The 14,977-nt window shown below is 40.9% G+C and carries 13 protein-coding genes; 8 read left to right on the top strand and 5 right to left on the bottom strand.

Annotation, left to right across the window (positions count from 1 at the left end; all coding sequences use genetic code 11):
• Nucleotides 1–9: 9 nt before the first annotated feature.
• Both ylqF and ACXAFE_RS13680 read left to right on the top strand, forming a co-directional pair.
• Nucleotides 10–954 carry a ribosome biogenesis GTPase YlqF gene (gene ylqF, locus ACXAFE_RS13685; RefSeq protein WP_010561437.1) on the top strand — a complete coding sequence of 315 codons (945 nt, stop codon included), beginning with the start codon at nucleotides 10–12 and terminating at the stop codon, nucleotides 952–954.
• Between the two features lie 62 nt (nucleotides 955–1,016).
• Complete coding sequence (locus tag ACXAFE_RS13680; protein ID WP_475153461.1) at nucleotides 1,017–1,820, top strand: ABC transporter substrate-binding protein; 804 nt, start codon at nucleotides 1,017–1,019, stop codon at nucleotides 1,818–1,820.
• A gap of 863 nt (nucleotides 1,821–2,683) precedes the next feature.
• On the opposite strand, the gene ACXAFE_RS13675 is transcribed toward ACXAFE_RS13680, so the two are convergent.
• Complete coding sequence (locus ACXAFE_RS13675) at nucleotides 2,684–3,187, bottom strand: hypothetical protein (RefSeq protein ID WP_475153459.1); 504 nt, start codon at nucleotides 3,185–3,187, stop codon at nucleotides 2,684–2,686.
• A gap of 158 nt (nucleotides 3,188–3,345) precedes the next feature.
• Between ACXAFE_RS13675 and ACXAFE_RS13670 the strand changes: the two genes are divergently transcribed.
• Together ACXAFE_RS13670 and ACXAFE_RS13665 are read left to right on the top strand one after the other, a co-directional pair.
• A complete protein-coding gene (locus ACXAFE_RS13670) occupies nucleotides 3,346–3,831 on the top strand; it encodes a transposase (RefSeq protein ID WP_475150640.1) in 486 nt (161 codons plus the stop codon).
• Entirely contained in the window at nucleotides 3,783–4,670 is an 888-nt protein-coding gene (locus ACXAFE_RS13665; protein WP_475152377.1) for an IS3 family transposase, read from the top strand. The genes ACXAFE_RS13670 and ACXAFE_RS13665 overlap by 49 nt, the downstream gene beginning before the upstream one ends.
• A gap of 72 nt (nucleotides 4,671–4,742) precedes the next feature.
• Here the strand turns inward: ACXAFE_RS13665 and ACXAFE_RS13660 are convergent, their stop codons facing one another.
• Both ACXAFE_RS13660 and speE read right to left on the bottom strand, forming a co-directional pair.
• A complete protein-coding gene (locus ACXAFE_RS13660; protein ID WP_475153458.1) occupies nucleotides 4,743–6,758 on the bottom strand; it encodes a glycoside hydrolase family 97 protein in 2,016 nt (671 codons plus the stop codon).
• A 142-nt stretch (nucleotides 6,759–6,900) separates the two neighbouring features.
• Nucleotides 6,901–7,761 (bottom strand): polyamine aminopropyltransferase, encoded by an 861-nt coding sequence (gene speE / locus ACXAFE_RS13655; RefSeq protein ID WP_475153456.1) that lies wholly within the window; start codon nucleotides 7,759–7,761, stop codon nucleotides 6,901–6,903.
• A gap of 172 nt (nucleotides 7,762–7,933) precedes the next feature.
• On the opposite strand from speE, the gene speA reads away from it, so the two are divergent.
• The 4 genes from speA (at nucleotide 7,934) to ACXAFE_RS13635 (ending at nucleotide 12,904) form a co-directional block, all read left to right on the top strand.
• The gene (gene speA, locus ACXAFE_RS13650) at nucleotides 7,934–9,808 is read left to right on the top strand and encodes a biosynthetic arginine decarboxylase (RefSeq protein WP_475153455.1); all 1,875 of its coding nucleotides are present in this window, start codon (nucleotides 7,934–7,936) and stop codon (nucleotides 9,806–9,808) included.
• 95 nt (nucleotides 9,809–9,903) lie between these two features.
• Nucleotides 9,904–10,791 (top strand): acyltransferase, encoded by an 888-nt coding sequence (locus ACXAFE_RS13645; RefSeq protein ID WP_475153613.1) that lies wholly within the window; start codon nucleotides 9,904–9,906, stop codon nucleotides 10,789–10,791.
• Nucleotides 10,791–11,702: an acyltransferase gene (locus ACXAFE_RS13640; protein WP_475153454.1), complete on the top strand. Its 912-nt coding sequence runs from the start codon at nucleotides 10,791–10,793 to the stop codon at nucleotides 11,700–11,702. Before ACXAFE_RS13645 ends, ACXAFE_RS13640 begins: the two co-directional genes overlap by 1 nt.
• An 11-nt stretch (nucleotides 11,703–11,713) precedes the next feature.
• Complete coding sequence (locus ACXAFE_RS13635; protein WP_475153452.1) at nucleotides 11,714–12,904, top strand: mechanosensitive ion channel family protein; 1,191 nt, start codon at nucleotides 11,714–11,716, stop codon at nucleotides 12,902–12,904.
• Here ACXAFE_RS13635 and ACXAFE_RS13630 read toward each other — a convergent pair.
• Nucleotides 12,894–13,835, bottom strand: coding sequence for a histidine kinase (locus ACXAFE_RS13630; RefSeq protein ID WP_475153450.1), 942 nt, complete (start codon nucleotides 13,833–13,835; stop codon nucleotides 12,894–12,896). The two genes, ACXAFE_RS13635 and ACXAFE_RS13630, sit on opposite strands and share 11 nt — an antisense overlap.
• Nucleotides 13,828–14,967: a sensor histidine kinase gene (locus tag ACXAFE_RS13625; RefSeq protein WP_475153449.1), complete on the bottom strand. Its 1,140-nt coding sequence runs from the start codon at nucleotides 14,965–14,967 to the stop codon at nucleotides 13,828–13,830. The genes ACXAFE_RS13630 and ACXAFE_RS13625 overlap by 8 nt, the downstream gene beginning before the upstream one ends.
• Nucleotides 14,968–14,977 lie beyond the last annotated feature (10 nt).

Below are 14,977 nucleotides of genomic sequence, written 5' to 3'. Positions count from 1 at the left end.
AGAAAATAAATGGCGATTCAGTGGTTTCCTGGTCATATGAATAAGGCGCGCAATGAGATAAAAGAAATCATGCCGCAAATGGACGTGATTATTGAAGTGCTGGATGCGCGTATTCCTTACAGTAGTGAAAACCCGATGGTTGGCGACTTACGTGGTGATAAACCCGTGATTAAAATCTTAAATAAAGCTGACCTTGCCGACCCTGAAATGACCAAAGCGTGGATGACGTATCTTGAGCGTGAAGCGGGTGTTAAAACCTTACCGCTTGATAACAATAAATCGAGCGAAGTGCATTTAATCAACGACCTCTGCAAAAAGCTAGTACCGCATAAAGTAGGTGCTGATAAGCAAATTAAAGCCATGATTATGGGTATTCCAAATGTTGGAAAATCAACACTTATCAATACATTAGCTGGCCGCATTGTTGCTAAAACAGGTAATGAACCAGCGGTAACTAAGGCGCAGCAAAAGATCCGTTTAGAAGACGGCATTATGCTGTACGACACGCCAGGAATGTTATGGCCAAAAGTTGAAAACGAAAATTCAGGTTACCGTTTAGCGGCAACCGGTGCGATTCGTGATACCGCAATTAACTATGAAGAAGTGGCGAGTTACACTGCTGAGTATTTATTGTCGGCCTACCCAGCGTTATTAAAATCACGTTATAAAATGGATGAATTACCAGAGCAAGACTGGGAGTTTATTGAACAAGCAGGGCGTAAACGTGGCTGTATTCGTTCAGGCAACCAAGTTGATACCCACAAAATGTCTGAAATTCTGATCAATGAACTGCGCGATGCCGTGATTGGCCGTATTTCGATGGAAACGCCAGAGATGCGTGAAGAAGAAGAGGTTATGGTAGCTGAATTACGCGCCAAAGCCGAAGCTAAAAAGCAGGCACGTGAAGAAGAGAAAAAACAACGTCGTGCTCGCGCCCGTAAAAATCGCCGTTAAGCTTGGATTTAGAGTAATTATTCACTACAGTTAAAACAGTGTTTAACTGTAGTGAATACCTAGTGCGTTACCTATCTAATTGTTTGCCAATTCTTTTTTTAGTCAGTTTTGCTTGCACAGCAAAACAAGAAATTTATTTTGCGACAGATTTATTGCCAGAAGAAGGTACACGCAAAGCAGATCTTGTATCACAGCTAGTTTATTACGTTACCGATGAGCTTAAAAACGACTACCGAGTAACATTTCAGCAAACCAGTCGCGAGCGAGAGTGGCGACTAATTGAAAAACAAAGCAACATTTGTGTTTATAACAAAACCTACACACCCAAAAGAGCAAAACTTGCAGTATTTGCAAGCCAGCCATTAATTGTTTATGCGCCTAATCGCTTAATTTTAAATCGCGATATTGGTACGGCTACATCGCTATCGTTAACAACTGCATTATCGCTTGGTCTTAATATTGGCGTTGTAAAAGGGCGCAACTATGGCGAAAAGCTCGATGAATTAATTACGCAAAATTCTGAGCTGTTGTATGTTGGCGCGGGAAGTTACAAAGCAGAACGTTTAGAAGTGATGCTCAAACAGGGTAAACTCGATGGCATTATTGAATATTCATCGGTATTCAAAAGCCGTCAGCCCGATGCCAATATTGGTAAAGACTATTTTATTTATGCGTTAACGGAAGCACAGCAAGCAGTAAAAGGTTACTTAGCGTGTGCAAAGTCAGGTGTTGGTGAAAAGTTTGTTGCCGATTTTGAAAACGTTATGAATAGTGCTGGCTATCGTGCATTTGCCATAAGCAAATTACACGAGGCAGGCGATTTAATTGAGGCTGACTTCATTATTGAGCAGTTGGGATACAAATAAAAAAGACCTCGTCTTGAGGCCTTTTGGTTTCATATCTACCGTCACCGATATGAGCAATGTAGCAAGTAATTCGTATAAATTGGCTACTAGCAACTTAACTTCAGGGGCGTGAAGCGCTGCTGCTAGCAGCCGTAGCTTGTTAATTAAGTATAAAAAGCTACTAAGGTCGAGAAACACAAAGAAGTGTGAGTGCGAGTTATGCTTCTTTGTTGAGATTGATTATCAATTAGATCTTGATGGCTGTCAAATACTTTTTGATAATAATTCTCATTAATATTGTAACAACTAAATTACACAGATTAAAAATAAAAAAGGCCTCGTTCTGAGGCCTTTTGGTTTCATATCTACCGTCACCGATATGAGCAATGTAGCAAGTAATTCGTATAAATTGGCTACTAGCAACTTAGCTTCAGGGGCGCGAAGCACTGCTGCTAGCAGCCGTAGCCTAAAAAGCTACTAGGGTCGAGAAACACAAAGAAGAGTGAGTGCGTGTACTGCTTCCTTGTTGAGATTGATTATCAATTAGATCTAAGAAACTGTCAACACTTTTTGAGAATAATTCTCATTATTTTTAAGGTGTTTTGGTGGGGTGCTTTTAATCTTTTGATTTATATGGCTTTATTGTATTTAAAAATGTTGATTAATTTTTTGTTTCTGAACTGGTTACAGAGTTGGGGGCTTTTTATGCAGTGGTTTTTTCTAAAAAAAGCATAAAATTTCATATTCTGGTTACCCTCTTTGTAATAAAAATGAAACCAACTGGCCGTATACTAATTTCAAATACTTCGCTGCTGAACGAACTATTTCCCTTAGGTTATTTGGCCGACTTCGCTTTTTGCAAAGTCGGCTTTTTTATATCTAATTTATTTGAATTTTACTGTTTTTGTACTGCGGCTATAACTGCGAGATTCAGGTTTAGTCCACTCACCTTTTTTGAAGTAGCTGGTGCTCACCACTATTTTACCGTCGCTTAAACGGCTTGAAGATTTTACTTTGGTTATGCCATCTTTATTACCCGTGACATCCTCATATGCGATGAATTCATTTTCTGCCGTTATTTCCAGTTCACCTTGAGTATAAAACCCCGCCGTAGTGAAGTAGAAAAACACCAGCTTTTGCTTTTTGTTATCCCAAAAAATTAACGACTCACCACCGTATGCGCCGTCATTAATTGAGTGTAGGGTGCGTAATGTTGTGCCATTTAGAGCGCTTTCCCAGTGGCTTACATCAACGGCGCCATTACTAAAAGTTGATTCCCATGTGCCTAAATAAGGCTCAAAAATTTTCAGTTTTTCGTCTAATGCTTGGGCTTGGTTAGCGAATGTTTGCAGCAACAAACACATGGCTATAACAAATAGTTTTTTCATTCGGTCTCTCTTTCGTCTTATTATTATTGAGTAAGTGTTTATTAAAAACACAACTAGCTTTGCGATCACTTAAGCTTAGTGAAAATTAGGCAAAAGAAAAGCCCGCTCATTGAAGTGACCCCCAATAGTTGGACATTCCAATTACTGGGGGTCTTTTTATGTCTACATACAGTAGAGAGTTCAAACTAGAAGTAGCAGCTCAAGCCAATACCAAAGGTTCACGTCTGCTTTCAAAACAATTCAATGTTAGTTCACGGCAAATTCGGTATTGGTGTTTAGTGTTTCGTCTTCATGGCAAAGATGCTTTTTTGCATAAGCAAAAACCTTACATAAAAGAAGCTCGCCTAGCGATGATTCAACGAATGAAACGGGAAGGATGGTCTTTAACTTACACTAGTGCCTTTTTTGACTTGTCTTCTCCCGGCATGTTATCCGAATGGTTTTGCGCTTATAATTCGGGAAAATTAACTCACTTGAAACCACTCAGAGCAAACATGCGCAAGCCTGCCAAAGCTAAAAACTCGAAAGAAATGACTGAAAAAGAACTAAGAGAAGAGCTTGAGTACCTCAGAGCGGAGAATGCTGTCTTAAAAAAGTGGAATGCCTTGGCTCAGGAAAAACCAACAACGAAAAAGCAAAAGTAGTGAGTGAGCTAAAGGCTAAATTTAAACTATCGCATTTACTCAAGGCCAGTGAGCTACCGAAAAGCGTTTACTATTACCATCGTAACAAAGGCGATAGTCACGACAAATATGATGCGATAAAGCAGCAAATAAAGTCTATATTCCATGCTCACAAAGGACGGTATGGTTACAGGCGAATAACGTCAACATTACGCAACTCGGGTACGCTCATTAACCATAAAACCGTTCAACGCTTGATGCAGCAATTGTCACTGCAATCGACTGTGAGGCCGAAGCGTTATAAGTCTTATAGGGGCGCACTAGGTAAGCATATCGACAATACGCTTAACAGAGATTTTAATGCGGTGAAACCAAATCAAAAATGGGTAACCGATATTACAGAATTTAAGGTAGCTAACCAGCGTGTCTATCTGTCACCAATCATTGACCTGTTTAATCAAGAAGTTGTTAGTTATGAGGTTGGAACCTCACCGAGGTTAAGTCTAGTTACTGATACATTAAATAAGGCTATTAAGTTGTTAGCATGGCATGAGCGACCGCTCATTCATTCTGATCAAGGTTGGCAATATCAACATCAGTTGACCAGAAAAATCATTGCAGATAACAGCTTAACACAAAGTATGTCCCGTAAAGGAAACTGCTTAGACAATGCCGTTGCAGAAAACTTCTTCGGTATATTGAAAACGGAAATGTATCACGGTTATGAGTACAAAAGCGCAACCGAGCTGGAAAATGCCATTAAAGAATATATAGAATATTACAATCACAAACGAATTAAGCTGAAACTAAAAGGCCTGAGTCCGATAGAGTATCGAAATCAGGCCTTGGTAGCCGCTTAGAAATGAGTCCAACTTAATGGGGTCACTTCACATTTGTTAGGGCTTTGGTATGCCATTTGGTATGAGCAAGTATTAAAGCGCTTTAAAGCGAATTGCTACGCCACCGCCCGCCGCCATTTTCAGGACAAGCTCGTCATTTTGCGTAACGGTTTTGTTGTAGATCGCCATTTCGTATGGTTTGTCGACCCAATTAGCGGTTTCGCCATCGCTATACACTTGGGCAATGTATTTGCGATTTGGTTCGAGAAAGTTAAGGTTAATTTTCTCGCTGCGTGCATTTTCATCAGTTACTGCACCTAAGTACCAATCATCAGAATGCTTATCTTGTCGTGCAAATACAATGTATTCACCTACTTCGCCAGCAATTGCGCTACTTTGATTCCAGTCTGTCGGTACATCTTTGATAAACTGGAATGCTTCTGGTTTTGCGCGGTAATTACGGGGTAAATCGGCTGCCATTTGAATCGGGCTGTAGAGCACAACATAAAGCGCTAACTGTTTTGCTAGCGTGGTTTGCGGTCGATTAGTGTCACTTCCCAAGCCATTAAACGATAAATCAAAAATACCTGGCGTAAAATCCATTGGCCCAGACAGCATACGGGTGAACGCTAAGGTAGGTACATGACTTGGCGGATTAGGCGGCGTACCCCACGCATTGTATTCCTGTCCGCGTGCGCCTTCACGAGAAATCCAATTTGGATAAGTGCGACGCAATCCGGTGTCTTTAATTGGTTCATGGGTATTGATGCTAATTTTATGTTTGGCAGCAAGTGCTACATTGGCTAAGTATTCATTTACCATAAATTGGCCGTCATGCCACTCGCGCTTTACTTGGCCTTTTTCGTCGACTCGCTTGATATTACCTCCATCGGCAACGTAGCCGGTTTTAACTTGGCTAACACCGTGTGTTTGGTAAAGTGCAAATGCATCTTGCATTTGGTTTGCGTAGTTACTTACATTGCCAGATGTTTCATGGTGACCCACAATCGCCACGCCTTTGGCTTTGCCATAAGCTGCTAGCTCGGCAAAGTCAAAGTCAGGATATGCTTGGGTAAAATTAAATACATCTCCATTATGGAACCAGTCTCCATCCCAGCCAATATTCCAACCTTCAACCAATACACCTTTAAAGCCATTTTCGGCAGCGAAATCGATATATTCTTTGGTTAGCTGGGTTGTAGCTCCGTGTTTATCACCGCTGCCCCAAGTATTTTCGCCAATATGCATTCCCCACCAAATACCTACGTATTTGCTTGGTTCGACCCAATCAACATTCCCTAATTTATTTGGCTCATTGAGGTTTAAAATTAAGTCTGAATTAGCAAGGCCAACTGCCGAGTCGCTGATCTGAATAGTACGCCATGGTGTGGTAAATCCATCGTTTGTTTTGACTAATGTGCCATCGCTCCAAGGGGTTAAATCGGCACTAAATTGTCCATCGCGGCCTTGCTTTAATGTCATCGCAGCAAAATCAACGAGCGCGGCTTCATGAATGCTAAGGTGAATATTGTCATCGCGCTTAAGGGTTATTGGCGTATGAACATGACGCGCCAAATTAAGTGGTGTTTTGTTGTAAACATATTCGTAGCGATTCCATTCACGTGCAGGGATCCACCAAGATTGTGTCGCGTGTGACTCGGTAAGGTTAAATTGTGTCAGTTCTTTGCTGATTTCTGCACCAAGATAGCCTTGTTTAGTGGGTAGTTCGTATCGAAAACCAATGCCATCATCAAATACTTTAAATGTGATGTTAAACGTGGTGTCAGCTTGTGAGAAGGTTAACGCGAGTTTGTTGTGATTATCTTGAACTGACTGGCACTCCCCCCAAGGTTGTTGCCATGTTTCATTATGTGAGGAAATGGTCGAACCGCTGATTTTTGCGTTATGGCCAAGACTTGGATGCTGGCGAAAATCAAAACCAAGGCTTGATGGACTAATCAGTGTTTGATCGTTGAAAATTACTTGGTAGCTCGGCAGTTCTTGTTCATCGGATACAACTACTTTAATTTGCTGATTCGGCGAACTTACAGTAACAGTTTTTGCCTGCAGGCACGGCGCAAGCATAAGCAGTAAAAGCGCTTTTTTCATCTTGTTTCACTTGTTGTCAATGTGGGAGCATCAAGAGTAAAAGCTTGCGAAAAATCACACCAGCACTTGCAAACGTATTCAATAACGCAAAAAGCCCTCAAAGAGGGCTTTAAATTTTGGTAACGACTTAACGCATTTGCAATTATTTAGCCAAAGCACGCTTTAGGAAGTTAGGTGTTGCCAATGCGCCTTGATGAATGCCTACGTTGTAGTACTCAGTGTTAAATGTTGCATTTTCAACATCTTGTGCTCTAAACGCTGTGAAGTTTTCGCCTTTACGTGCCATCGTTGCTGACCATAAACCCGATGGGTAAATTGGTTGTGGGAATGGCAGTGTTTGTAAATCTGCAAAACCAACGTCTAACATTGCTGCACGGGTTTCACGCAGCAATTGTTGATGCATTAATGGCGATTCGCTTTGTTGAATCAAAATGCCGCCAGTGCGCAATGCTTTTAAACAGCTAGTATAAAATGCATGGTTAAATAACCCTTCACCTGGACCAACTGGATCGGTACCATCAACAATAATGACATCGATTGATTCTGGTGCAGCTTCAGCCATAAATTTAATACCATCATCAAACATTACAGATGCGCGTGGGTCGTCGTTTGATTCACATAATTCAGGGAAGTATTTTAACGACATTTCAGTTACTACTTCATCAATATCAATTTGATGAACGGTTTCGATGTCCGGGTGTTTTAGTACTTCACGTAATGTGCCGCAATCACCACCGCCAATGATCACAACATTTTTTGGTGCAGGGTGTGAAAACAGCGCAGGATGGCTCATCATTTCATGATAGAAAAAGTTCTCGCGTGTACTTACCATAGTACAGCCATCAATAATCATTAAATTACCAAAGTCTGTTGTCTCATACATTTCAACAAGTTGAAAAGGTGATTGTTTTGACTCTAGTTTTTTATTAATGCGCAGTGAAAAAGCACTGCCATCACGATCACTTATTTCGGTGAACCAAGTATTAGCATCTAAATTAGACATAGTAGTTTTCACTTACCATTTATGTGTTTAAAAATTGCGGCAATTTTGCCAGCGAAATGCGTGTTACTCAATTAGAAAATAAAATTATAGCCGAACAAATGAATTTTTATGGCTAGTGTGTAAAAAGCAAATTAAAATATCGCTAACTATCTGAATTTATGAAGACCTTACATTGGCTATAACTAACGCACGTGAAACATACAATATCGCTCATTGGAGCGAAGGCTACTTTGATATAAATGAACAAGGTGAAGTGGTTGCATTTCCAGATAAAGATCACAGCAAAGCGGGTGTTTCGCTGGCAACCTTAACAGAGCAATTTAAAGAGCAGGGGTTAACCTTACCTGTGCTTGTGCGTTTTACCGATATTTTACAGTCGCGTGTTGATACCTTAGTTAATGCATTTGCTGATGCTAAAAGTAATCGTAATTATCAAGGTAATTACACCTGTGTCTACCCGATTAAAGTGAATCAGCAATCATCTGTAGTTAAAAAGTTACTCGCCCACCAAAGTAATAAAGTAGGGTTAGAGGCAGGTTCTAAACCTGAACTAATGGCTATTTTGGGTGTAGCGGATAAGCCTATTCGCATTGTATGTAATGGCTACAAAGACAGTGAATTTTTACGTTTAGCGTGTATTGGGCAAGCCATGGGGCACGATGTAAATATTGTGGTTGAGAAGCTTTCGGAGCTTGATGTACTGCTGCAAGAAATTGAAAAGTTAGGTATCGAGCCGGGAATTGGTATTCGCATTCGCTTAAATTCAGTAGGCAAAGGCAAATGGCAAAATACCGGTGGTGAAAAAGGTAAATTTGGCTTAACTGCTAGTCAGGTACTAAGCGCAATTGAGCGCTTAAACAAAGCGGGCAAAGGCCATTTATTAAATTTAGTGCATTTTCATATTGGCTCTCAAATAGCCAATATCCGTGATATTCATCGCGCCTTAAAAGAATGTGCGCGCCATTATGCAGAGTTATGCCAAATGGGCGTGGCGCTAAAAACCATTGACGTGGGTGGTGGCCTAGGTGTGGATTATGAAGGTTCTGGCTCGCGTAATTCGTGTTCAATGAACTACACGGTTGCCGAATATGCGCGTAACGTAGTGAATACCTTTGCCGACACCTGCGAAGCACTTAACTTACCGCAACCAGATATTATTACTGAATCAGGGCGTGCACTTACGGCGCACCACGCAGTATTGATTACCGATGTGATCGATGTGGAAGAAGCGCCAAAGTTACACAGCGATATTGTACTTTCAGATAATTCGCCGCAAGTATTACAAGAAATGTGGCAAGCCAAGCAGCGTTTAACACCGCGCTTAGCGCTTGAAATTTATCACGATGCAATGCACTTGTTCAGTGAGGCGCATGAACAATATGTGCACGGTTTATTATCGATGACCGATTGGTCGCAGATTGAAACCTTATATTTTGACATTTTGCGTGCTGTACGCGGCCAACTTAATGCCAGTGCCCGTTCACACCGAGAAGTAATTGATGATTTAAATGAAAAGTTAGCAGATAAACTCTTTGTTAACTTCTCTTTATTCCAATCACTGCCAGATGTTTGGGGTATTGAGCAGCTGTTCCCGGTAATGCCAATTGAGCGCCTCGATGAATCATGCTCACAGCGTGCAATTATTCAAGATATTACCTGTGACTCGGATGGTCAGATTCGTGAATACGTTGATGGTGCAGGTGTTGAAGCAAGTTTGCCGATTCCGCCTTACCGTCCGGGTGAACAGTATCACCTAGCAATGTTTATGGTTGGCGCGTACCAAGAGATTCTAGGTGACCTACATAACTTATTTGGTGATACAGATTCAGTGCATATCGAGCTCACTGACGATGGCTTTACGACCACTAATGCGTTGAAAGGCGATAGTGTTGAAGATGTACTGAAATACGTGCATTACAATGAGGGCGCATTAAAAGCGAACTATCAAAGTCGCCTTGCAGCGAGCAATTTATCAAGCGATACCCAGCAAGCGTATTTCGATGAATTAGCCGCAGGCTTAAGTGGTTACACTTACTTCGAAGACTGACCTGTTGGTTAGGCTATTTATTGCTGAGTGAAAAAAGGCTAAAATATGGCCTTTTTTAGCTTGTTCATCCAGTAAATTCGATAAGTTGCGTGATGTTGTATTATATAAGAGCCGTTATTTCACTACTGTTTTATACCGTTAATACCTTATTTTGGTTTGTTCCAATTTTTATTTCTGGGGTGTTAAAACTTTTACCGATCAAGCCATGGCAAGCAATGTGGAGCGCCGTTGCTAAGTGGTGTGCGAGTCGTTGGGTTGGTACTAACAGTATTATTCAATACATTTTCACGCCAACTAAAATGGTGGTAACGGGTGATCACGATTTTACCTATAAAGATTGGTACCTAGTGGTTGCTAACCATCAATCTTGGGTTGATATTTTAGTGATGCAGCGTGTTCTGCATAAGAAAATTCCATTTTTAAACTTCTTTTTGAAAAAAGAGCTTATTTACGTGCCATTTTTGGGCTTAGCGTGGTGGGCGCTTGATTTTCCATTTATGAAGCGCGCGAGTAAAAGTCAGCTAAAAAAGAACCCATCACTGCGCACCAAAGATATGGAAACGACCAAAAAAGCGTGTGCAAAGTTCAAGCATGTTCCTGTGAGTATTGTGAACTTTGTTGAGGGTACCCGCTTTACAAAAGATAAGCATACACGCCAAAAAAGCCAGTTTGATAACCTGCTAAAACCTAAAGCAGGTGGTGTTGCGTTTGTAATGGAAGCAATGGGCGAACAACTTAATAAACTTGTTGATGTGACTATTTGCTATCCAAGCGGCACACCAAGCTTCTTTGATTACTTAGCGGGTAAAGTGCCTGAAATTCGTGTGCACATTGAGGTTAAGCCTGTTTCAGCAAGTTGGGTAGGTAATTACTCGAGTGACTCAGAGTTTCGGGTGCAATTTCAAAACGAATTAAATACGCTTTGGCAAGGTAAAGATCAGCAGCTTGTTGAGCTAAAACAACAGCAAACTGAGGGCGTCTAATGTTATCGAGATTCCTGCCAGGTGTGCTGTTAGCACCGATTATTTTTGCTATTTTAGTCGGTAACGTCGTGCTGTGGGGCGGTGTTATTTTTGTTATTGGCTTACTTAAAATTGTATTACCACTACAAATTATCCGAGATATTTTACACATTGCTTACGCGGCCTGGTGCAAGGGCAACTATTTAGGCGTGTGGTTGGCGTGTGACAACTGGCAAGTTGACATTGAAGGTGAGCTCGACGAGAAAGCGTGGTATTTGCTTATCGCAAACCACCAAAGCTGGCTTGATATTATGGTATTGAGTGGCTTAGGGCGTTTACCTGCACCTAAGTTCTTTCTAAAAGATGAATTAAAATGGGTGCCTTTTGTTGGTGCAGGTGCATGGGCAATGGACATGCCGTTTATGAAGCGCGTAAGCAAAGCTAAAGTGGCTAAAAACCCAAAACTTAAAGGCATGGATGTAGAGCGTACTAAACGCGCGTGTCGTCATTTTCGATTAAACCCAACCACCATAATTAACTTTGTTGAAGGCTCACGTTACACAGAAGCGAAGCACAAAAAGCAGCGCAGTCCATTTAAATATTTACTTAAACCGAAAGCAGGAGGTATTGCCTTTGCCCTTGAAGTACTTGGTGAAAAAATGGATGGCTTGTTAAATACCAGTATTGTGTATCACGGAACATCCGAGACAATTTGTAAAGACATGCTGTTTGGCAAGCTCACTAAAATACATGTCGATATAAAAGTACAACCCATCTCTGCAGAGCTAATTGGTAATTATCAGCATGACCGGGAGTTTAGGGTTGAGTTTCAACAAAAACTAAATGTAATTTGGCAAGATAAAGATCTGCAAATTAGTTTAATGCAAGAAAACGAGCAGTTACCAACGATTAAACCAGCGCATTCGAGTTAAAAAGGATTTATATGAGCAAGGTAGAAAAGCTAATATCCCCTTGGGTTAAAGAGGCATTTCCACATTTAGATTGGCTGTCACAAGTGCTTTCTATTTGCTCTGGCGTATTGCTGCTAATCATTATTTACTATGTGGCGCGCTGCCTGGTATTACCGGGCTTTGAAAAACTAACCGTTTATATTTCACCACATCGATTAGGCCAACTTAAGCCGCTATTTAGCAAACTTAATAGGCGCCTAGCGGGGTTTATATGTAGTGTGGTGTTTGTATCAGGCTTTCGCTATTTTTACCTGCCTGGTGATGAAGGCGAGGTGTTTTACCGCTCAATTGGCCAGATTATTGCCATTATCTACAGTGGCTTTATTTTTAGCTCGGTTATTAGCATCGCAGGGGCTGCCTATAATCAGCTGAGTTTTGCGAAAGAAGTGCCAATCTTGGGCATTATCCAAGTAGCTAAGCTTATTACCTTTATCGTGACGTCTATTCTCATCATTAGTGTGTTAATTGACAAATCTCCGGCTTATATTCTATCGGGTTTTGGTGCGCTAGCGGCGGTGCTGTTATTGGTATTTAAAGATACTATTTTGGGCTTTGTTGCGAGCATTCAAATTGCCGCAAACCGACTGGTAAAAGACGGCGATTGGATCCAGTTTGACCAATACGGAGCTGACGGTGAAATTGAAGAGTTAGGGTTAAATACGGTTAAAGTACGTAACTGGGATAAAACCATTACTACTGTGCCAACTTATGCACTTATTTCTCAGTCATTTAAAAACTGGCGCGGCATGCAAGAGTCTGGCGGCAGACGCATTAAGCGAGCGATTCACCTTGATTTGAATAGCATTCGTCTTATCGACAGTGACTTCCTAGAAACCCTGAAAAGTAATGAATTTATCACCCAAGTGCTCAGCAATGAAGAGTTAAATAACGCAAAAGCGCAGAGTAATGTGAAGTTATTTCGCGCTTATGCCGAAGAGTATTTGCGCCAGCATGAGGCGCTTAATCATAATTTAACATTGATGGTACGCGAGCTTGCGCCTAGCGCAGAAGGTTTACCGGTAGAGCTTTATTGCTTTAGTGCAGATAAGCGCTGGATCCCGTATGAGCACTTACAAGCCGATATTATGGATCACTTGCTAGCAAGTTTAACCATGTTTGGTTTACGCCCTTATCAGCACGTTACAGGTCAGCTTACAGGCTAATAATCAGGCTTAATACCTTATTGTGATATTGAATGCTCGCTTGTTGGCTGGCAAAAAACTCAATGTAGTGGCTTTTTATTCGCGAAATAATAAGGCGTGGTTGATAACTAAAGCCTGAGACGCTCACAACACAATTTTGTTGTTCAAATGTAACGTTTACGTGCAGTGGTTGAGACACTTTCAAATTTAGCATATACAGCAAGTTGTAGACTAATAATGGCGGCACAGTGACCGATTGCTGTGCTAATTCTGGCGCGATCTTTACTGTTAAATCGCCTGCATTAGCTAGCCGTTGCATGTATGACAATGCACTTAGTTCTTGTTGTAATTCAACTAGATCTTGTTTTCCGGCTTGCAGCTTGTAACGCAGCAGCTCTGCTAAATCGGTAATAGATTCGCTTGCCTTATCGGCATCTTTATCCATTAACGTTTCAATATTATCTAAGCATTGATAGAGAAATGCGGGTTGAACTTGCTGCGATAGCATTTTAAGTGAATGACTTTTAATGCTTTTTTCGATACTGGCTTTTTCTCGAATTGCTTGTGCACTGACATAACCAATAGTCCAAACAAGGCTTAAAAATAGGTTAAATTTGGTGAGTAATTTTACTAACTGCTGTCTGTCACTGGCCTCGACATACCAAATATAACTAAGCAAAGTACTTGGCAAATATAAAATAGCGACAGTAATAATCACTGCACTCAATACCACTAACGCACGATAAAACCGTTGCTTCTGCAGCATGCGCTTGATAAAGCTGCGGGTAACAAAGTGCCAAACAGATACCAATAAAAGGGTATACAGCAACCATTCGTGAGCATATTTTAATAGTTTTTCTGGCGCAAAAAAGGTCACTGCAACTAACGGGAAAAACAAGATTAATACCGTGATAATGCCTTGTGCAACGTAATAATCGTACGACTTATTCACCTGTCTTGTCCTTTTTCAACGGGATCTGTAATTCAACGCTGAACTGGTCATCACTGCGTTCTGAATTGATTGTGAAATTATCACGATAAAGTAATGCTAAGCGCGCTTCAAGATTAGCTAACCCTGTGCGAGTGCCATCAGCTTGACGTGCGGTTTTATTAATTGGATTACTTACGGTGATTGACAGTTTTTTATCTTGTTTGGCAACGGAAATAGCGATGGTACCGCCTGAAGGAATTTGCCCGATGCCATGTTTAATCGCATTTTCGATCAAGGTAAAAATACTCATACTTGGCACAAGCATAATTTCACATTCACTAGGCACCTTTAAGTCGACATTGAGGCGCTCTTCAAAGCGCACTTTTTCAAGCTTTAAGTAATGGCGGCAAAGCAATAGCTCTTGTTTAAGTGCAATACAGTGTTGTTTATTATCGAAATGGTGTTTAAACAGCTGGCGGAACTCTAATAACAGCTTTTTAGCTTCGCTAACATCCTCGTACAGCATGCCGCGAATGCTATTTAATGAATTAAATAAAAAGTGTGGGTTAAGTTGATATTGCAGCACATCGAGTTGTTGCTGCTTTAGTTTTTCTTTTAATTTGTGCTTGTGCATAATGCCGTAAGCTTGCAGATAACACAGCATGTAAAAGCAGTAAAAAATACTGTGTAGAAACGCTTCAACGTAAAAATATGCCGGACCAAGCGGTTTGTCGTAACCCTTAATACTGGTGCTAATAGTGAAGGTCATATAAGAGTTATTTTCGCCCGAATGGTCATAATCGGGGTCGGTTACTTGTTTTGTGCCACCTTCTATTTTAAATAAAAAGCTACCAGGCACAGAAACCGTATGTGTGTAAGTCGCGCTGGCAAGACCTGCTAATACGCACAAAATTAAACCCGCAAAATAAGCTTTTTTACCACTGTTTGACCTTTGCCTAATGAGTTTTAGTGGCAGATAGATAATCAGCAGTGGTAGCAAAATAATGTGTATGGTGTAGTGGATTAGGCGTTCAGAATCAACACCCTCAACTCGCAATGGGCCAAACTCCCAGATAAAACTGACAAGAAGAATAAGTGAAAACAGCAGTAAGTTTATACCTATTACTACTTTATGTTTTGTCAGCCAATGCAAGTGTCACCTA

Source organism: Pseudoalteromonas sp. ABV4_021 (assembly GCF_056159365.1).
Note: the sequence above shows the minus strand (reverse complement) of the source record. Positions and strands in the feature narration are given on the sequence as shown.

What these genes read in the sequence shown, in the direction of transcription:
- ACXAFE_RS13670 (WP_475150640.1), top strand. Translation starts at nt 3,346, where the DNA reads ATGTCTACATACAGTAGAGAGTTCAAACTAGAAGTAGCAGCTCAAGCC.
- ACXAFE_RS13660 (WP_475153458.1), bottom strand. Translation starts at nt 6,758, where the DNA reads ATGAAAAAAGCGCTTTTACTGCTTATGCTTGCGCCGTGCCTGCAGGCA.
- ylqF (WP_010561437.1), top strand. Translation starts at nt 10, where the DNA reads ATGGCGATTCAGTGGTTTCCTGGTCATATGAATAAGGCGCGCAATGAG.
- speE (WP_475153456.1), bottom strand. Translation starts at nt 7,761, where the DNA reads ATGTCTAATTTAGATGCTAATACTTGGTTCACCGAAATAAGTGATCGT.
- ACXAFE_RS13635 (WP_475153452.1), top strand. Translation starts at nt 11,714, where the DNA reads ATGAGCAAGGTAGAAAAGCTAATATCCCCTTGGGTTAAAGAGGCATTT.
- ACXAFE_RS13640 (WP_475153454.1), top strand. Translation starts at nt 10,791, where the DNA reads ATGTTATCGAGATTCCTGCCAGGTGTGCTGTTAGCACCGATTATTTTT.
- ACXAFE_RS13675 (WP_475153459.1), bottom strand. Translation starts at nt 3,187, where the DNA reads ATGAAAAAACTATTTGTTATAGCCATGTGTTTGTTGCTGCAAACATTC.